This is a genomic window from Streptomyces sp. NBC_01445 (genome assembly GCF_035918235.1).
Taxonomy (GTDB): domain Bacteria; phylum Actinomycetota; class Actinomycetes; order Streptomycetales; family Streptomycetaceae; genus Streptomyces.
Genome location: NZ_CP109485.1, coordinates 7,659,256 through 7,678,386 on the forward strand (window position 1 = coordinate 7,659,256; position 19,131 = coordinate 7,678,386).

The 19,131-nt window shown below is 67.2% G+C and carries 14 protein-coding genes and 3 rRNA genes; 13 read left to right on the forward strand and 4 right to left on the reverse strand.

The annotated features are described in order from the left end of the window. Positions 1–26 precede the first annotated feature (26 nt). Positions 27–809, reverse strand: coding sequence for a sporulation protein (locus tag OG574_RS34880; protein ID WP_326776450.1), 783 nt, complete (start codon positions 807–809; stop codon positions 27–29). A gap of 193 nt (positions 810–1,002) precedes the next feature. Between OG574_RS34880 and OG574_RS34885 the strand changes: the two genes are divergently transcribed. The 6 genes from OG574_RS34885 (at position 1,003) to OG574_RS34910 (ending at position 9,695) form a co-directional block, all read left to right on the forward strand. Then, positions 1,003–1,644, forward strand: coding sequence for a DNA-3-methyladenine glycosylase (locus tag OG574_RS34885; protein ID WP_100592541.1), 642 nt, complete (start codon positions 1,003–1,005; stop codon positions 1,642–1,644). A 568-nt stretch (positions 1,645–2,212) separates the two neighbouring features. Next, a 16S ribosomal RNA gene (locus OG574_RS34890) occupies positions 2,213–3,740 on the forward strand. 315 nt (positions 3,741–4,055) lie between these two features. Continuing rightward, positions 4,056–7,178 (forward strand): 23S ribosomal RNA (locus OG574_RS34895). Positions 7,179–7,318: 140 nt separating this feature from the next. Then, positions 7,319–7,435: ribosomal RNA gene (rrf, locus tag OG574_RS34900) — 5S ribosomal RNA — on the forward strand. Together the 16S, 23S and 5S rRNA genes form the textbook arrangement of a ribosomal RNA operon. A gap of 182 nt (positions 7,436–7,617) precedes the next feature. Continuing rightward, a complete protein-coding gene (locus OG574_RS34905) occupies positions 7,618–8,976 on the forward strand; it encodes a hypothetical protein (RefSeq protein ID WP_326778854.1) in 1,359 nt (452 codons plus the stop codon). After that, on the forward strand, positions 8,868–9,695 hold the full coding sequence (locus OG574_RS34910) for a hypothetical protein (protein WP_326778729.1): 828 nt from the start codon (positions 8,868–8,870) through the stop codon (positions 9,693–9,695). Before OG574_RS34905 ends, OG574_RS34910 begins: the two co-directional genes overlap by 109 nt. A 127-nt stretch (positions 9,696–9,822) precedes the next feature. Here the strand turns inward: OG574_RS34910 and OG574_RS34915 are convergent, their stop codons facing one another. Further along, positions 9,823–11,112, reverse strand: a complete 1,290-nt coding sequence (locus OG574_RS34915) for a DUF1015 domain-containing protein (RefSeq protein ID WP_326776451.1) — start codon at positions 11,110–11,112, stop codon at positions 9,823–9,825. 72 nt (positions 11,113–11,184) lie between these two features. Here OG574_RS34915 and OG574_RS34920 point away from each other — a divergent pair, with 72 nt between their 5' ends. From OG574_RS34920 to OG574_RS34935, 4 genes are all read left to right on the forward strand, one after another. Continuing rightward, positions 11,185–12,213: an HAD hydrolase-like protein gene (locus OG574_RS34920; RefSeq protein ID WP_326776452.1), complete on the forward strand. Its 1,029-nt coding sequence runs from the start codon at positions 11,185–11,187 to the stop codon at positions 12,211–12,213. A 146-nt stretch (positions 12,214–12,359) separates the two neighbouring features. Then, positions 12,360–13,403, forward strand: coding sequence for a FecCD family ABC transporter permease (locus OG574_RS34925; RefSeq protein ID WP_326776453.1), 1,044 nt, complete (start codon positions 12,360–12,362; stop codon positions 13,401–13,403). Then, positions 13,400–14,428: a FecCD family ABC transporter permease gene (locus tag OG574_RS34930; protein ID WP_326776454.1), complete on the forward strand. Its 1,029-nt coding sequence runs from the start codon at positions 13,400–13,402 to the stop codon at positions 14,426–14,428. The genes OG574_RS34925 and OG574_RS34930 overlap by 4 nt, the downstream gene beginning before the upstream one ends. Further along, complete coding sequence (locus tag OG574_RS34935; RefSeq protein WP_326776455.1) at positions 14,425–15,318, forward strand: ABC transporter ATP-binding protein; 894 nt, start codon at positions 14,425–14,427, stop codon at positions 15,316–15,318. Before OG574_RS34930 ends, OG574_RS34935 begins: the two co-directional genes overlap by 4 nt. Here OG574_RS34935 and OG574_RS34940 read toward each other — a convergent pair. Beyond that, positions 15,302–15,649: an SCP2 sterol-binding domain-containing protein gene (locus tag OG574_RS34940; RefSeq protein WP_326776456.1), complete on the reverse strand. Its 348-nt coding sequence runs from the start codon at positions 15,647–15,649 to the stop codon at positions 15,302–15,304. The genes OG574_RS34935 and OG574_RS34940 overlap by 17 nt on opposite strands. Positions 15,650–15,691: 42 nt before the next feature. Between OG574_RS34940 and OG574_RS34945 the strand changes: the two genes are divergently transcribed. From OG574_RS34945 to OG574_RS34955, 3 genes are read left to right on the forward strand one after another with little or no spacing between them, the layout of a single operon-like run. Then, positions 15,692–15,985 carry a hypothetical protein gene (locus OG574_RS34945; RefSeq protein ID WP_326776457.1) on the forward strand — a complete coding sequence of 98 codons (294 nt, stop codon included), beginning with the start codon at positions 15,692–15,694 and terminating at the stop codon, positions 15,983–15,985. A 7-nt stretch (positions 15,986–15,992) separates the two neighbouring features. Continuing rightward, entirely contained in the window at positions 15,993–16,808 is an 816-nt protein-coding gene (locus tag OG574_RS34950; protein WP_326776458.1) for a TlyA family RNA methyltransferase, read from the forward strand. After that, positions 16,805–17,710: an NAD kinase gene (locus OG574_RS34955; protein ID WP_100599020.1), complete on the forward strand. Its 906-nt coding sequence runs from the start codon at positions 16,805–16,807 to the stop codon at positions 17,708–17,710. Before OG574_RS34950 ends, OG574_RS34955 begins: the two co-directional genes overlap by 4 nt. Positions 17,711–17,722: 12 nt before the next feature. On the opposite strand, the gene OG574_RS34960 is transcribed toward OG574_RS34955, so the two are convergent. After that, positions 17,723–19,069, reverse strand: coding sequence for an FtsX-like permease family protein (locus OG574_RS34960; protein WP_326776459.1), 1,347 nt, complete (start codon positions 19,067–19,069; stop codon positions 17,723–17,725). Between the last annotated feature and the right edge of the window lie 62 nt (positions 19,070–19,131).

Sequence of the window (19,131 nt, forward strand, 5' to 3'; positions counted from 1 at the left end):
CGCCGCCACCGGCCGCCGCACAGGGGTCAGAACCAGTTGCGCTTGCTGCCGACCTCGGACAGCCACTGGTGCAGATACGCCGACCAGTCCGTCCCCTGGAAGTCGTTGTGCCCGACGACGAACGACCGGAACGTGTCACTGCTCTCGCTGAAGAGCCCCGGCTTCTTGTCCATCTCCAGGACGACGTCCATCTCGCGGTCGTCCGCCACGAAGCTCAGCTCGACCTGGTTGAGCCCGCGGTACTGCTGCGGCGGGAAGAACTCGACCTCCTGGTAGAACGGCAGCTTCTGCCGCGTCCCCCGGATGTGCCCGCGCTCCATGTCGGCGTTCTTGAACCGGAAGCCCAGCCCGATGAACGCGTCCAGGATCGCCTGCTGCGACGGCAGCGGGTGCACGTTGATCGGGTCGAGGTCACCGGAGTCCACGGCGCGCGCGATCTCCAGCTCCGTCGTCACACCGATGTTCATGCCGCGCAGCTGCTGCCCGTCGATCGTGGTGACCGGCGTCTCCCACGGGATCTCGAGCCCGAACGGCACCGCGTGCACCGCGTTCGCCTGCAGCTGGAACGCCCCGCCGAGGCGCAGCTTCGTGAACTCGATGTCCTGCTTGGTCTCCTGGTCGGCGCCCTCGACCTCGACGCGCGCCTGCAGACCGACCGACAGACCCTCGATGTCCTGGTCCACGGACCCGCCCTGGATCCGCACCTCACCCTGGACGACGCCACCCGGCACCACATTGACCTCGGTCAGCACCGTCTCGACCGACGCACCGCCCGCACCGAGACTCGCCAGCAGCCGCTTGAACCCCATGACTCCACTCCTCCCCGTGCCACACCCGTGGCCCGTGTCTTCCTGTCGCGATCCTTGATCTCTACCAACGCGATAGACCGGTGACCGGTTCCGCGCGGTTCACCCTGGCAAGCAACGAAGCCCTAGGGCTACCCGTCCACGCCGATTCGCCGCACTTCTCGGTCACTTCTCCGTTGGACTACGCTCGTCCGCCATGATCGCGGCCCCTGACCGTACGCCCCTCCCACGGGAGTTCTTCGACCGGCCCGTACTGGAGGTCGCTCCCGATCTCCTCGGGCGCGTCCTCGTCCGCAACACCGCGGAAGGCCCGATAGAGCTACGCCTCACAGAGGTGGAGGCCTACGACGGCCCGAACGACCCCGGCTCCCACGCGTACCGCTCCCGCACCGCCCGCAACGACGTGATGTTCGGTCCGCCAGGACACGCCTACGTCTACTTCACCTACGGCATGTGGCACTGCCTCAACCTGGTGTGCGGCCCGGAAGGCACCGCGAGCGGAGTCCTGCTCCGCGCCGGCGAGATCACGAAGGGCGCCGACCTCACGCGCAAACGTCGACTATCGGCCCGCAACGACAAGGAACTGGCCAAAGGCCCGGCACGCCTGGCCACGGCCCTGGACGTGGACCGCGCGCTGAACGGCACAGACGTCTGCGCCTCTCCGGACTCCCCCCTCGCGATCCTCGCCGGCACCCCCACGCCACGCGACCAGGTACGGAACGGTCCCCGCACGGGCGTGGCCGGCGAGGGAGGCGTCCATCCCTGGCGCTACTGGACCGTCAACGACCCGACGGTGAGCCCATATCGGCCGCATGCGCCACGCCGCCGTTCAACTTGACTCGCCCCTGAGGGATCCGTAATGTAGCCCGAGCCGCTTGACCCGGTTACGGCAATCTGCCAGCAGCCGAAGGCGGCCAAACCACTACCTACGACTTCCCCTCAGCGGGGGCTTATTCGGCGTGCCTGCACGCCCGAATTCGAATCCGCGGGACTCGATTATGAGCCTCAAGGGAAATCCGCTAACGTAGTGGACACGCCGAAAGGCAGCCGAAAGGCAAAGGCCCCCAACGGCCACCGGAAATGAATACCGAACCGGAAACGGAACGGAAATCGGATCTGGTAGAGTTGGAAACGCAAGACCGAAGGGAAACTGCCCGGAGGAAAGCCTGAGAGATTCTCTCGGGTGAGTACAAAGGAAGCGTCCGTTCCTTGAGAACTCAACAGCGTGCCAAAAGTCAACGCCAGATTGACAACCCCGGCCCACCTTTGGTGGGTTGGAGGTTCCTTTGAAAAAGTCCTCACTCCCACACCGGGGTGAGGCGCACTAGCGAGGACGCAGTGAATCGTGGGGATTATTCCTCCCGACGGTTCCGCTCTCGTGGTGTAGTCCCGATTACGGGAAAACATTCACGGAGAGTTTGATCCTGGCTCAGGACGAACGCTGGCGGCGTGCTTAACACATGCAAGTCGAACGATGAAGCCCTTCGGGGTGGATTAGTGGCGAACGGGTGAGTAACACGTGGGCAATCTGCCCTGCACTCTGGGACAAGCCCTGGAAACGGGGTCTAATACCGGATAACACCCCCTCTCGCATGGGAGGGGGTTGAAAGCTCCGGCGGTGCAGGATGAGCCCGCGGCCTATCAGCTTGTTGGTGAGGTAGAAGCTCACCAAGGCGACGACGGGTAGCCGGCCTGAGAGGGCGACCGGCCACACTGGGACTGAGACACGGCCCAGACTCCTACGGGAGGCAGCAGTGGGGAATATTGCACAATGGGCGAAAGCCTGATGCAGCGACGCCGCGTGAGGGATGACGGCCTTCGGGTTGTAAACCTCTTTCAGCAGGGAAGAAGCGAAAGTGACGGTACCTGCAGAAGAAGCGCCGGCTAACTACGTGCCAGCAGCCGCGGTAATACGTAGGGCGCAAGCGTTGTCCGGAATTATTGGGCGTAAAGAGCTCGTAGGCGGCTTGTCACGTCGGTTGTGAAAGCCCGGGGCTTAACCCCGGGTCTGCAGTCGATACGGGCAGGCTAGAGTGTGGTAGGGGAGATCGGAATTCCTGGTGTAGCGGTGAAATGCGCAGATATCAGGAGGAACACCGGTGGCGAAGGCGGATCTCTGGGCCATTACTGACGCTGAGGAGCGAAAGCGTGGGGAGCGAACAGGATTAGATACCCTGGTAGTCCACGCCGTAAACGGTGGGAACTAGGTGTTGGCGACATTCCACGTCGTCGGTGCCGCAGCTAACGCATTAAGTTCCCCGCCTGGGGAGTACGGCCGCAAGGCTAAAACTCAAAGGAATTGACGGGGGCCCGCACAAGCAGCGGAGCATGTGGCTTAATTCGACGCAACGCGAAGAACCTTACCAAGGCTTGACATATACCGGAAAGCATCAGAGATGGTGCCCCCCTTGTGGTCGGTATACAGGTGGTGCATGGCTGTCGTCAGCTCGTGTCGTGAGATGTTGGGTTAAGTCCCGCAACGAGCGCAACCCTTGTTCTGTGTTGCCAGCATGCCCTTCGGGGTGATGGGGACTCACAGGAGACTGCCGGGGTCAACTCGGAGGAAGGTGGGGACGACGTCAAGTCATCATGCCCCTTATGTCTTGGGCTGCACACGTGCTACAATGGCAGGTACAATGAGCTGCGATGCCGCGAGGCGGAGCGAATCTCAAAAAGCCTGTCTCAGTTCGGATTGGGGTCTGCAACTCGACCCCATGAAGTCGGAGTTGCTAGTAATCGCAGATCAGCATTGCTGCGGTGAATACGTTCCCGGGCCTTGTACACACCGCCCGTCACGTCACGAAAGTCGGTAACACCCGAAGCCGGTGGCCCAACCCCCTTGTGGGGAGGGAGCTGTCGAAGGTGGGACTGGCGATTGGGACGAAGTCGTAACAAGGTAGCCGTACCGGAAGGTGCGGCTGGATCACCTCCTTTCTAAGGAGCACTTTGGCTGCCGGGTTCTGCCTGGTGGTCCAAGAGCCATTTCGTCGGCAAACGTCCGGCGGTGGTTGCTCAAGGGTGGAACGTTGACTATTCGGCGCACTCGATCATGTTTCTTCTCCTAGTACTGCCTTCGGGCGTGGAAAAGAGGAGGAAGTGGCGAGGGTGTCGGGCACGCTGTTGGGTGTCTGAAGGTACGGGCTGTGAAGCCTGTCCTTCGATGCCGACCCCGGTAAAAATCTGCTTCGGTGGGTTGTGACGGGTGGTTGGTCGTTGTTTGAGAACTGCACAGTGGACGCGAGCATCTGTGGCCAAGTTTTTAAGGGCGCACGGTGGATGCCTTGGCACCAGGAACCGATGAAGGACGTGGGAGGCCACGATAGTCCCCGGGGAGCCGTCAACCAGGCTTTGATCCGGGGGTTTCCGAATGGGGAAACCCGGCAGTCGTCATGGGCTGTCACCCGCTGCTGAACACATAGGCAGTGTGGAGGGAACGCGGGGAAGTGAAACATCTCAGTACCCGCAGGAAGAGAAAACAACCGTGATTCCGGGAGTAGTGGCGAGCGAAACTGGATGAGGCCAAACCATATGCGTGTGATACCCGGCAGGGGTTGCGCATGTGGGGTTGTGGGATCTCTCTTCTGTCGTCTGCCGGCGACAGGACGAGTCAGAAACCGTTGATGTAGGCGAAGGACATGCGAAAGGTCCGGCGTAGAGGGTAAGACCCCCGTAGTCGAAACATCAGCGGCTCGTTTGAGAGACACCCAAGTAGCACGGGGCCCGAGAAATCCCGTGTGAATCTGGCGGGACCACCCGCTAAGCCTAAATATTCCCTGGTGACCGATAGCGGATAGTACCGTGAGGGAATGGTGAAAAGTACCGCGGGAGCGGAGTGAAATAGTACCTGAAACCGTGTGCCTACAAGCCGTGGGAGCGTCGCTGTATGTGCTTGCACATGCAGTCGTGACTGCGTGCCTTTTGAAGAATGAGCCTGCGAGTTTGCGGTGCGTTGCGAGGTTAACCCGTGTGGGGAAGCCGTAGCGAAAGCGAGTCCGAATAGGGCGATTCAGTAGCGCGCTCAAGACCCGAAGCGGAGTGATCTAGCCATGGGCAGGTTGAAGCGGAGGTAAGACTTCGTGGAGGACCGAACCCACCAGGGTTGAAAACCTGGGGGATGACCTGTGGTTAGGGGTGAAAGGCCAATCAAACTCCGTGATAGCTGGTTCTCCCCGAAATGCATTTAGGTGCAGCGTCGTGTGTTTCTTGCCGGAGGTAGAGCACTGGATAGGCGATGGGCCCTACCGGGTTACTGACCTTAGCCAAACTCCGAATGCCGGTAAGTGAGAGCACGGCAGTGAGACTGTGGGGGATAAGCTCCATGGTCGAGAGGGAAACAGCCCAGAGCATCGACTAAGGCCCCTAAGCGTACGCTAAGTGGGAAAGGATGTGGAGTCGCACAGACAACCAGGAGGTTGGCTTAGAAGCAGCCACCCTTGAAAGAGTGCGTAATAGCTCACTGGTCTAGTGATTCCGCGCCGACAATGTAGCGGGGCTCAAGCGTACCGCCGAAGTCGTGTCATTGCGATATATACCCCCAACGGGGATCGTGATGGGTAGGGGAGCGTCGTGTGCCGGGTGAAGCAGCCGCGGAAGCGAGTTGTGGACGGTTCACGAGTGAGAATGCAGGCATGAGTAGCGATACACACGTGAGAAACGTGTGCGCCGATTGACTAAGGGTTCCTGGGTCAAGCTGATCTGCCCAGGGTAAGTCGGGACCTAAGGCGAGGCCGACAGGCGTAGTCGATGGATAACCGGTTGATATTCCGGTACCCGCTGTGAAGCGTCAAACATTGAATCAGGCGATGCTAAGTCCGTGAAGCCGTTCCGGACCCTTCGGGGAAAGGAAAGTGGTGGAGCCGACGGACCAGACTTGTAGTAGGTGAGTGATGGGGTGACGCAGGAAGGTAGTCCAGCCCGGGCGGTGGTTGTCCCGGGGTAAGGGTGTAGGCCGTGTGATAGGTAAATCCGTCACACATTAAGGCTGAGACCTGATGCCGAGCCGATTGTGGTGAAGTGGATGATCCTATGCTGTCGAGAAAAGCCTCTAGCGAGTTTCATGGCGGCCCGTACCCTAAACCGACTCAGGTGGTCAGGTAGAGAATACCGAGGCGTTCGGGTGAACTATGGTTAAGGAACTCGGCAAAATGCCCCCGTAACTTCGGGAGAAGGGGGCCATCACTGGTGAGGAGACTTGCTCTCCGAGCTGGGGGTGGCCGCAGAGACCAGCGAGAAGCGACTGTTTACTAAAAACACAGGTCCGTGCGAAGCCGTAAGGCGATGTATACGGACTGACGCCTGCCCGGTGCTGGAACGTTAAGGGGACCGGTTAGTGCACTTTCGGGTGTGCGAAGCTGAGAACTTAAGCGCCAGTAAACGGCGGTGGTAACTATAACCATCCTAAGGTAGCGAAATTCCTTGTCGGGTAAGTTCCGACCTGCACGAATGGCGTAACGACTTCTCGACTGTCTCAACCATAGGCCCGGTGAAATTGCACTACGAGTAAAGATGCTCGTTTCGCGCAGCAGGACGGAAAGACCCCGGGACCTTTACTACAGTTTGATATTGGTGTTCGGTTCGGCTTGTGTAGGATAGGTGGGAGACTTTGAAGCGGCCACGCCAGTGGTTGTGGAGTCGTCGTTGAAATACCACTCTGGTCGTGCTGGATGTCTAACCTGGGTCCGTGATCCGGATCAGGGACAGTGTCTGATGGGTAGTTTAACTGGGGCGGTTGCCTCCTAAAGAGTAACGGAGGCGCCCAAAGGTTCCCTCAGCCTGGTTGGTAATCAGGTGTTGAGTGTAAGTGCACAAGGGAGCTTGACTGTGAGACCGACGGGTCGAGCAGGGACGAAAGTCGGGACTAGTGATCCGGCGGTGGCTTGTGGAAGCGCCGTCGCTCAACGGATAAAAGGTACCCCGGGGATAACAGGCTGATCTTCCCCAAGAGTCCATATCGACGGGATGGTTTGGCACCTCGATGTCGGCTCGTCGCATCCTGGGGCTGGAGTCGGTCCCAAGGGTTGGGCTGTTCGCCCATTAAAGCGGTACGCGAGCTGGGTTTAGAACGTCGTGAGACAGTTCGGTCCCTATCCGCTGTGCGCGTAGGAATATTGAGAAGGGCTGTCCCTAGTACGAGAGGACCGGGACGGACGAACCTCTGGTGTGCCAGTTGTCCTGCCAAGGGCATGGCTGGTTGGCTACGTTCGGAAAGGATAACCGCTGAAAGCATCTAAGCGGGAAGCCTGCTTCGAGATGAGTATTCCCACCCCCTTGAGGGGTTAAGGCTCCCAGTAGACGACTGGGTTGATAGGCCAGATCTGGAAGCCCGGTAACGGGTGGAGGTGACTGGTACTAATAGGCCGAGGGCTTGTCCTCAGTTGCTCGCGTCCACTGTGTTTGTTCTCAGATAACGAACAGTTGTGTCGGCTGAACGGCTGCACTACTTAATTGAAGAGTGTGCTTGTTCGCTGCCTTGTTCGGGAACCCGTTTCCTTGAAACGGGACACTGATAGGGTTTCGGTGGTCATAGCGTGAGGGAAACGCCCGGTTACATTCCGAACCCGGAAGCTAAGCCTCAAAGCGCCGATGGTACTGCAGGGGGGACCCTGTGGGAGAGTAGGACGCCGCCGAACAATTTTTAGAGGACCCCTGGTCCCAGCACACACGCTGGGACCAGGGGTCCTTTTTGTTTTGTCGAGGCGCGCCGGCTACCCGGCTGCGCGAGAATGACTGCGGTACCGAAGACAGGAGTCACCCATGTCCACCAACTCTCCGGACGAGCGACCGGAACGCGACCAGCGACGCCGGGACAGTGGTGACCGGGACCGGGGCGGATACCGAGGCGGACCGCGACGCGACAACGACCGTGGCGGCTCCGCGCCCCGCCGGGACGACCGCGATCGCGGCGGCGACCGGGACCGTGGCGGCGATCGCGACCGTGGTCCCCGTCGTGACGGCGACCGTCCCCCCTTCCGTCGCGATGACCGCGGTGGCGACAACCGTGGTGGCGGTTTCCGTCGTGACGACAGCCGCGGTGGCGACAACCGTGGCGGCGGCTTCCGTCGCGACGACCGCGGTGGCGACAACCGTGGAGGTGGCGGTTACCGCCCGCGCGACGACCGCGACCGTGGTCCCCGTCGTGACGGCGACCGTCCCCCCTTCCGTCGCGATGACCGCCGTGACGACAACCGGCGAGACGACCGTCGTGACAGCGACCGCGGCGGATACCGTCCCCGCGAGGACCGTCGTGACGACCGCCGCGATGACAACCGTGGCGGCGGATTCCGCCGCGATGACCGCGGTGGTGACAACCGTGGTGGCGGTTTCCGTCGTGACGACAGCCGCGGTGGCGACAACCGTGGCGGCGGCGGTTTCCGCCGTGACGACCGTGGCGGTGACAACCGTGGTGGCGGTTTCCGCCGTGACGACAGCCGTGGTGGCGACAACCGTGGCGGTGGCGGTTTCCGTCCGCGTGACGACCGTGACCGTGGACCGCGTCGTGATGGCGACCGTCCCGGTGGCGATCGCCCCGCCTTCCGACGTGACGACCGTGGTGGCGACAACCGTGGTGGTGGGTTCCGCCGTGACGACCGTCGTGATGACCGCGGTGGTGACAGCCGTGGTGGCGGTTTCCGTCCGCGTGACGACCGTGACCGTGGACCGCGTCGTGATGGCGACCGTCCCGGTGGCGATCGCCCCGCCTTCCGACGTGACGAGCGTCGCGACACCGACCGCGGTGGGTTCCGTCCCCGTGACGACCGGCGCGATGACCGGCGCGATGACCGTCGTGACGACCGCCGCGACGACAGCCGTGGTGGCGGCTTCCGTCGCGACGACCGGCGTGATGACCGTCGTGATGACAGCCGCGGTGGTGGCTTCCGGCGCGATGACAGCCGCGGTGGTGGGTACCGGCCGCGTGACGACCGCGACCGTGGGCCGCGCCGCGACGACCGTGGTGGGCGTCCCGGCGGCTTCCGTGGGCGTGACGACCGTGGGGGCGACGACCGCCGTGGTGGCGGGCGCTACCGCGACGAGCGTGACCGCGACCGCGAGCCCATCCGTCGGCTGCCGATCCCCGAGGACGTCACCGGCGACGAGATCGACAAGGACGTGCGGCAGGAGCTCCAGAGCCTGCCGAAGGGCCTGGCCGAGGACGTCGCCAAGAACCTGGTGATGGTCGCCAAGCTGATCGACGAGGACCCCGAGCAGGCTTACGAGTACTCGAAGATCGCGCTGCGGCTCGCCTCCAGGGTCGCCGCCGTGCGCGAGGCCGCCGGCTTCGCCGCGTACGCGAACCAGAAGTACAGCGAGGCGCTCGCCGAGTTCCGCGCCGCCCGGCGCATGACCGGCAACGTCGAGCTGTGGCCCGTCATGGCGGACTGCGAGCGCGGTCTCGGGCGGCCCGAGAAGGCCCTCGACATGGCCGGTGCGCCCGAGGTGGCCAAGCTGGACAAGTCCGGACAGGTCGAGATGCGGCTCGTGGCGGCCGGTGCCCGGCGTGACATGGACCAGCTCGACGCGGCCATCGTGACGCTGCAGGGCCCCGAGCTCGCCTCGAACTCCGTACAGCCGTGGACCGCGCGTCTGCGGTACGCGTACGCCGATGCGCTGCTCGCGGCCGGTCGTAAGGACGAGGCGCGCGAGTGGTTCGCGAAGGCCGTCGAGTCCGACCGGGACGCCAGCACCGACGCGTCCGACCGGCTCGCCGAGATGGACGGGGTCGAGTTCGTCGACGCCTTCGAGGACGAGTCCGTCGAAGCGCCCGCCGCAGCCGCGGGGCCCAAGGCTCCCGCGGGTGACGACGACGAGCCCTGGGTCGAGGACGACGAGGACGTCGAAGAGTTCTACGACGAGGACGACGAGGAGTTCGAGCCCGAGAACGACAAGGGCTGAACTCGGCGCTGTGAGCGGCTGACCGACGGCCGCGCATGACGCAGCACGACGAACGGGCGGGATCCCAGTGATGGGGTCCCGCCCGTTCGTCGTATCCGCCTACGGCCTACGCGCGCGTGCCTCGCGGTCAGTCCGCGAGCGTGCGCAGCACCAGGCCGGTCGCCGGCTTCGGGCCGAACGACGTCGACTTGCGGGGCATCGTCACGCCCTGCCGTGCCAGGTCGCGGACCACTTCCTCGCGGACCGGGTGCATGAGGACCGCCGTTCCGCCGTCACGTTCCGCCTTCGCGACCGTGGCGGCCGCGTCATGGATGTACGCGATGTGCTCCGGCGCGTCCTCGGGGATGCCCCAGACATGGTCCAGGAGCGTGGAGTGCAGGACCGTCGCGTCCAGCGTGCGCCAGGCCTCCGGGCGGTCGGCAGGGATCGTACGGGCCAGGAGGTCCGGGGACGGGGCGTCCGCGAGGTGGAAGGAGCCGGCCCCGGCGAGGAGGAACGCGTTGCCGTGGGCGGCCGCGTCGGCGAGGGCGCCCAGGGCGTGCGACAGCGGACCGGGGACTTCGCGCAGGCGGAAGGAGTTCTTCAGGGCGGCCAGGGCGTCCGGGACCGCGAGGCGGTGCAGGAGGCGATGGATGGCGCGGACGCGCAACGGGTAGCGGGCCGTGTCCACGAGGAGGACCAGGCCGAAGTCCCACGGGGAGGGGGACGGCTGTTCGGAGCGCAGGCGCAGATACGTCGCCCAGCGGTGGTGGCCGTCCGCGATCAGGGCCTGGTGGTGGGCGAGGTCCGCGCGGATCTCCGCCAGCTCGGCCGGGTCGGTGACCGACCACATGCGGTGGGCGAAGCCGTCCTCCGTGGTCGTCGCGAGGAGCGGGGGGCGCTTGACCGTGCGTTCGACGACCGCGGTCGTGCCGGTCGCGTTGCCCTCGCTGCGGTAGGTGAGGAGCAGGGGTTCGAGGTTGGCGGCCGTGGCGCGCATCAGGCCCGCGCGGTCGGCGACCACGTGCGGCATGACGTCCTCGTGGGGCAGGACGACCCCTTCGGACGGCTCGGACAGGCGCAGGGCCCCGATGACGCCGCGCTGGAGGTGATCGCCGTCGCGCTGCTCGTAGACGTACAGCGCGGGTGTCTCGTCGGGGGCCAGGACGCCCTCGGAGAGCCAGAGGCGCAGGGTGTCGGCCGCGAGGGCGTTGCGGGTGTCCGGGGAGACGGCCTGCGGGAGGATCAGGCGGACGATGTTGTGCGGGTCCGCGGACTCCAGGTGGTGCAGACCGTCGGGGCGTACGACCACGTCGTACGGCGGTGACGTCACGGCGGCGAGGCTGCCCACGCGCTCGGGGACGTACCGCACACCCCTGAACGGGATCAGGTCGAGGCCGTCGCTGTCTGTCGGACCTGGGGGACCTGCAGTGTTCATTGCTGCATCGTATGTGTGTCGGTGGCATGAGCGATGATCGGGGGAGTGGGATCGAACGAGGAGCGATGTGTAATGAGCCAGACCGTCAGGACGCGGCCCGAAAGCAGTGAGCGGGCGCTGAACGAGGCGTACGACACGGCGCTGCTCGACCTCGACGGGGTGGTGTACGCGGGCGGTGACGCCATCGCGCACGCCCCCGAGTCGCTCGCTGTGGCGCGCGGCGCGGGCATGGGTCTCGCGTATGTCACGAACAACGCGCTGCGTACGCCGGACGCGGTGGCCGAGCATCTGACGGAGCTGGGAATTCCGACGGAGGCCGCGGATGTCATCACGTCGGCGCAGGCCGTGGCGCGCCTGATCAGTGAGCAAGTGCCGGACGGGTCACGGGTGTTGGTGATCGGCGGGGAGGGGCTGCGGGTCGCGCTGAGAGAGCGCGGGCTCGAGCCGGTGGACTCGGCCGACGACGAGCCGGTGGCGGTGGTGCAGGGGTATGGCGGACCCGACCTGGCCTGGGGGCGGTTCGCGGAGGCCTGTTACGCGATCGCGCGTGGCGTGCCGTGGTTCGCGTCCAATACAGACCTGACCATTCCGAGCGCGCGCGGCATCGCTCCGGGCAACGGCGCGGCGGTCGAGGTCGTCCGAATCGCGACGGGTGCGCAGCCGCAGGTGGCCGGCAAGCCGCTGCCTCCGATGCACCGCGAGACGATCCTGCGGACCGGCGCGGAGCGGCCGTTGGTGATCGGCGACCGCCTCGACACGGACATCGAGGGCGCGTTCAACGGGGAGGTGGACTCGCTGCTCGTCCTGACCGGCGTCACCGACGGCGCGCAGCTGCTCGCCGCGCCGCCCCAGCATCGGCCCACGTATGTCGACGTCGACCTGCGGGGCCTGCTCACCGGGCAGCCGGATGTCGTGGCGCAGGGGGACGGGTTCGCGTGCGGGGGCTGGCTCGCGATCGCGCGGGGCGAGCATCTCGAACTGGAGGGGGACGGCGAGGCGATCGACGGGCTGCGTGCCCTGTGCGCGGCGGCGTGGACGGCGGCCGGGGACGGGACCTGCGGGCTCGACGGGGCGAAGGCGCTGGCGCGGCTGGGCGTTTGAGGCGGCGGGGCGGGGAGGGGAGGCGTGCCGGTGGGTGCGGCTTTTCCCGCGCCTTCCCGCTTCTCTGCTTCCCCGCGCAGGTCCCGTCGGCAGCGATGCCGGTAGCGACCTCGAAGAGGATGGGGAGGGTAGGCTAACCTAACCACGTGTTGGTCGACAGTCCTCCCGAACAGCGCGCGGACACCGCCGCCGCGCCCCCGAACCGCTGGGCGATACGTACGGTCGGGCTCCTCGGAGCCGTCGTCGTACTGCTCGTACTCCTGGTCGTGAGCATCGCGATCGGGGCGAAACCCCTGTCCGTGGACCAGGTGTGGCACGGCCTGTTCGACGACACCGGGACGTTCAGCGACGTCGTGGTCGGCGAGCGGCTCGCGCGTACGCTGCTCGGGCTCCTCGCCGGTGTCGCGCTCGGACTCTCCGGCGCGGTCCTCCAGGCGCTGACCCGTAACCCGTTGGCGGACCCCGGACTCCTCGGCATCAACATGGGCGCCTCGGCGGCCGTCGTCACCGCCATCAGCTTCTTGGGCGTCAGCTCGCTGACGGGCTATGTGTGGTTCGCCTTCCTCGGGGCCGCGGCCGTGGGTGTTCTCGTCTACGTCCTCGGGGGGACCCGCAGCGCGACACCGGTGCGGCTCGCGCTCGCCGGGACCGCGATCAGCGCCGCGCTCTACGGCTATCTCCAGGCCGTGATGATCATGGACAACGCGGCGCTCGGCAAGATGCGCTTCTGGACGGTGGGTTCGCTCGTCTCCGCCGACATGTCGACGATCCGGCAGGTGCTGCCGTTCATCGCCGTCGGTACGGTGCTCGCCCTCGCGCTGGCGCGGCCGCTCAACGCCATGGCGATGGGCGATGACACGGCCCGTGCCCTCGGTGCGAACCTGAACAGGACGCGCGCGCTGTCCATGGCGGCCGCCACGCTGCTGTGCGGCGCCGCGACCGCCGCCTGCGGGCCCATCGTGTTCGTCGGTCTCATGGTGCCGCACGTCGTGCGCTCCTTCACCGGCCCCGACCTGCGCTGGATCCTGCCGTTCTCGGCCGTCCTGTCGCCCGTACTGCTGCTCGGCGCCGACGTCGTCGGCCGGCTCGTGGCACGGCCCGCCGAGATCCAGGTCGGCATCGTCACCGCGATCATCGGCGGCCCGGTCTTCATCTACCTCGTGCGCCGGCGGAAGGTCACCCAGCTGTGAAGGCGATCCGTACCCGGGGCGGTATCTCCCTGCGCCTCGACATCCGCGCGTTCGTCGTCGTCCTCGTGCTGCTGTGCGCCGCGCTCGCCGCGAGCGTCGTGCTGATCGGCACCGGCGACTTCCCCATCTCCGCCACCGACGTGATCCGTACGCTGCTCGGCAACGGTGACCCGGGGCAGGAGTTCATCGTCAACGACCTGCGGCTGCCCAGGGTCCTCGTGGGCCTCCTCGTGGGTGCGGCGCTCGCGCTCGGCGGCGCGCTCTTCCAGGCCATCTCCCGCAATCCGCTGGGCAGTCCGGACATTCTGGGCCTCGGCCAGGGTTCCACGGCCGGTGCGCTCGTCATGATCGTGCTGTTCTCGGGGGGAGCCGCCCAGGTCGCACTCGGGGCGCTCGTCGGCGGTCTGGTGACCGGGTTCGGCATCTATCTGCTCGCCTGGAAGCGCGGCGTGCACGGATACCGGCTCGTCCTGGTCGGCATCGGAATGTCCGCCATCATGACGGCGGTCAACGGCTATCTGCTGACCAAGGCCGACATCGTCGACGCCGCCCGCGCGACGGTCTGGATGACGGGATCCCTCGACGGCCGCGACTGGAAGCAGGTCTGGCCCCTGCTCGCCCTGTGCGCCGTCCTCGTACCCGTGGTCCTCACGTACGCGCGTCCGCTGCGCATGCTGGAGATGGGCGACGACGTGGCGAACGCGCTCGGGGTGCGGGTCGAGCGGACGCGGCTCGTCCTGCTCGTGGCCGCCGTGCTGCTCACCGCCGCGGCCACCGCCGCCGCGGGACCCGTCGGATTCGTCGCGCTGACCGCCCCCCAACTGGCCCGGCGGCTGACCCGCTCGCCCGGACCGAACGTCGTGGCGTCCATGTGCATGGGCGCGGCCCTGCTCGTCACCGCCGACTGGATCTCGCAGCGCGCCTTCGGCGCCGACCAGCTGCCCGTCGGAGTGGTCACCGGAGTCGTCGGCGGTGTCTATCTGCTGTGGCTCCTGGTCTCCGAGCGGAAGGCCGGCCGGATATGAGCGACAGCAACCCCAGCCAGAGCAACAAGCGGAGGAGCAACACCGTGAACCGACTGTCCGCCGAGAACGTCACCCTGGGCTACGACCAGCGTGTGATCGCGTCGGAGCTCTCGGTCGAGATCCCCGACAACTCCTTCACCGTGATCGTCGGCCCGAACGCCTGCGGCAAGTCCACGCTGCTGCGCGCGCTGTCGCGGATGCTGAGGCCCTCGTCGGGCCGGGTGCTCCTCGACGGGCAGGCCATCCAGTCGATGGCGGCGAAGAAGGTGGCGCGCACGCTCGGGCTCCTGCCCCAGTCGTCGATCGCGCCCGACGGCATCACCGTCGGCGACCTCGTCTCCCGCGGCCGCTACCCCCACCAGGGCCTGCTGCGCCAGTGGTCCAGCGAGGACGAGCGGATCGTGCAGGAGTCGATGGCCTCCACCGGAGTCGCCGAACTGGCCGATCGCTTTGTCGACGAACTGTCCGGCGGCCAGCGCCAGCGCGTATGGATCGCGATGGCGCTCGCCCAGCAGACCCCGCTGCTCCTCCTCGACGAGCCGACCACGTATCTCGACATCCAGCACCAGATCGACGTGCTCGACCTCTGCGCGGAGCTGCACGAGGAGCAGGGGCGCACGCTCGTCGCGGTCCTGCACGACCTCAACCACGCGGCCCGTTACGCCACCCACCTGATCGCCCTGCGCGGCGGCGAGGTCATCGCCGAGGGAGCGCCGGGCGACATCGTCACCGCGGGCCTCGTCGAGCGGCTCTTCGGGATGAAGTGCCAGGTCATCGATGATCCGGAGACCGGTACTCCGCTGGTGGTGCCGGCCGCGCGGAAGGCCAGGAAGGGTCTGGTGCGGGACGCGGAGGCGCCCGCGAAGGCGGTGGCTAAAGCAGCGTCCTGAGCCGCAGCAGGTCGCGGAAGCCGGCCTCCAGCCTGATCCGGCCGGAGGCCCAGGCCTTCGCGAAGTTCAGCCTGCCGTCGACCATCGCGACCAGGTCGTCGCCGGTCATCGCGAGCCGGATCTGCGCCCGGTCGGGCGGCGGTCCGTCGACCGTGTCGAGCACCTCGATCCGGCCGTTCTCGAGCCGGCCCGTGAACGTGATCTCGAGGTCCGTGACATGGCAGCTCAGAGAGCGGTCGAGCGCAGCAGCGCTGCGTACCCCGCCCTCCGCGCCCGCCAGATTGTCCGAGAGTTTGTCGAGTGCGGCACGGCACTCCTGCGTCGTCGCCATCGCGGTCGACCGTACCCCAGTGCTACGGGGTAGCGTCGTGGCATGAACGACTCTCATCCGGACCCCGACCAGGTGCCGGACCAGGCGGCCGGGGCTCCGGAGGTCCAGGACGAACCGTCGTACGAGCCTGCGGCCCCGGCCGCTCTCGGGGTCCCGCGCACCCCCACCGGCAACGTGGACGTGGACACCGGGCTCGACCGGCTCGCCGATGTCGACCACCTCACTGCCGACGGACACATCGAGGTGTACGAGGATGTACACCGGGGCCTGCGTGACGCGCTGACCGCGCTGGACGCACGCCCCGAGCCCTCACCCTTGAACCGACACAGGAGCTGAACCGAACGTGGCAGGAGTGGCACGACGCCGCCTCGACGCCGAGCTCGTCCGCCGGAAGCTCGCCCGCTCGCGCGAGCACGCGAGCCAGCTGATCGCCGCGGGGCGCGTCACGGTCGGCAGGACCACCGCGACCAAGCCCGCCACGCAGGTGGAGACGGCCGCCGCGATCGTGGTCACGCAGGACGACAGCGACCCCGACTACGTCTCGCGCGGCGGCCACAAACTCGCGGGGGCGCTCGCGGCCTTCGTGCCGCAGGGGCTCGCCGTCGAGGGACGCCGCGCGCTCGACGCGGGGGCGTCCACGGGCGGGTTCACCGACGTACTGCTGAGGGCCGGCGTCGCCCATGTCGTCGCCGTCGACGTCGGGTACGGGCAGCTCGCCTGGTCGCTGCAGAGCGATGAACGCGTCACCGTCAAGGACCGTACGAACGTACGCGAGTTGACGCTGGAGGCGATCGATGGAAAACCCGTGGACCTGGTCGTCGGAGACCTGTCCTTCATCCCGCTCGGCCTGGTGCTGCCCGCCCTCGCGCGGTGCGCGGCGCCCGACGCGGACCTGGTGCTCATGGTGAAGCCGCAGTTCGAGATCGGCAAGGAGCGGCTCGGCAGCGGCGGTGTCGTGCGGAGCCCGGAACTGCGGGCCGAGACGGTGCGCACGGTGGCCCGGCAGGCGTTCGAACTCGGCCTCGGCGTACGGGGTGTGACGGCGAGCCCGCTGCCCGGGCCGTCCGGAAACGTCGAGTATTTTCTGTGGCTCCGCGCCGGTGCGCCCGAACTCGACCCGGCGGACGTTGACCGTGCAGTGGCGGAGGGGCCGCGTTGACACAGACCCGAGCTCGAACTGTTTTCCTGCTCGCGCACACCGGGCGGCCCGCCGCCATCCGGAGTGCCGAACTCGTCGTCGAGGGGCTGCTGCGCAGCGGCATCGGCGTGCGGGTCCTGGAGTCGGAGGCGGCGGACCTGCCGCTCCCGGCGTCGGTGGAGCTCGTGAAGGAGGCGACTCCGGAGTGCCTCGACGCCTGTGAGCTGCTCGTCGTCCTCGGCGGCGACGGGACGCTGCTGCGCGGCGCCGAGTTCGCCCGCGCCTCCGGCGTCCCGATGCTCGGGGTGAACCTCGGCCGCGTCGGCTTCCTCGCCGAGGCCGAGCGCGACGACCTCGACAAGGTCGTCAACCGCGTGGTCACCAAGGCGTACGAGGTCGAGGAGCGCATGACGATCGACGTCGTCGTGCACAGCAACGGCGATGTCGTGCACCGCGACTGGGCGCTCAACGAGGCCGCCGTGCAGAAGATGTCGGCCGAGCGGATGCTCGAGGTCGTCCTGGAGATCGACGGGCGTCCCGTCACCGGCTTCGGCTGCGACGGCATCGTGTGCGCGACGCCCACCGGCTCCACGGCCTATGCGTTCTCCGCCGGCGGGCCCGTCGTGTGGCCCGAGGTCGAGGCGCTCCTCATGGTGCCGATCAGCGCGCACGCCCTGTTCGCCAAGCCGCTGGTCACGTCGCCGGACTCGGTGCTCGCCGTCGAGGTGCAGCAGCACACTCCGCACGGCGTGCTGTGGTGCGACGGGCGGCGGACCGTGGAACTGCCCGCGGGGGCGCGCGTCGAGGTGCGGCGCGGGGCGGTGCCGGTGCGGCTCGCGCGGCTGCACCACGCCTCGTTCACGGATCGACTTGTCGCCAAGTTCGCGCTGCCCGTCTCCGGCTGGCGCGGTAAGCCCCACTGAGTACGCGGGTGATCACGTCCGTACGACGGTGATCGCGCGGTGGCGCATCACCGACCGCACCGGGACACCGGTCGCGAGCAGCGTCAGCAGGAGCGTGCCCGCGACCGTCCCGGCCGCCAGGGTCCAAGGGACGTACGGCACGGGGGAGCCGAACGCCGTGTCGAGGATCGGCGCGAGCGTGACGAGCGCGATCAGGGCGCCGAGCAGCAGCGCCGTACCGGCGACGACGACGGCCTCCCACGCGGCCATGGAGCGCACCTGGCCGCGCTGGGTGCCGACCACCCGCAGCAGGGCCACATCCCGTCGCCGCTCGAACGAGATCATGGCGAGCGTGTTGGCCGCGGCGATGGCGGCGAACCCCGCGTACAGCGCCGTACCCATGTAGTCGAGCCATACTTCGCCGGTGCTGCCCGCCGAGCCCGTGCGGTGCTGCGCCGTCGTGTGCAGCGCCACCTTGGTGAGGCCGAAGCCGACGACGAGGACGAGCGGGACGACGGCGGCCGAGAAGCGGCGGGGCTGTGAGCGGACGTTGAGCATCGCGAGCCGCGCACTCGCGCCGAAGCGGCCCACGAGCGCCGAGACCAGCCAGGCCGCGGGGCCCACGATGCGCGGGCCGAGCAGGCCCACTCCCACGCAGAACAGGATCAGGACGAGGAACGCGCCCTGGCCCGCCTCTTCGGCGTCCTGCCGGGACAGCAGCACCGAGAGGAAGCACGCCCCGGCCACCGCGACCAGGCCGAGCGGTGCCCTGAGCAGGCCGAGGCGCCGTCTGCCCGCCGCCGCCTCGGACAGCGCGCGGGCGGGCCGCAGGAGCGAGAACCGCAGCGACGAGAGCAGCGCGGCGGCCGTCGACGTCACCACGGCCACCCCGAGACAGACCGGCAGCGCGACCCAGCTGAAGCGGAACGGCACCCCCGGCGGGATCAGGCCGTGCGTGACCATGCCGGAGAACCAGGCCCTGGCGAGCAGCCCGCCCGCGGCGAAACCCGCGAGCGCCGCGGGGACGGACGCGGCGAGGGCCTGCCGCGCCACAGCGCGGCGCACCTGACGCGGGCGGGCCCCGATCGCGCGCACGAGGGCGAGCTCGCGGTGCTGCTGCGTGACGGCCGTACCCATCGTCGAGACGACCACGAAAATCGACATGTAGATCGAACCGATGAGAAGGACGGCCGCGATGTCGCCGACGCCGCTCTCCGTGATGCGGTGGGGTGCGCCGGCCGGCAGTCCGTCGGTGCTCGTGGCGAGCAGCACCGTCGTCGACGCGCTCACCACCGTCGCCGCGAACAGTGCGGCGACCGCCGTGCCGACGAAGGCGGGACGGTGTGCGGTCAGGGCTGCCCTGGCCAGTCCGGTAGTCATGGGATCCAGGGTGCGGGCGCCCGGGGCGCGGGCACCATACGGCGGGCGTCCGCTCCGGCAGG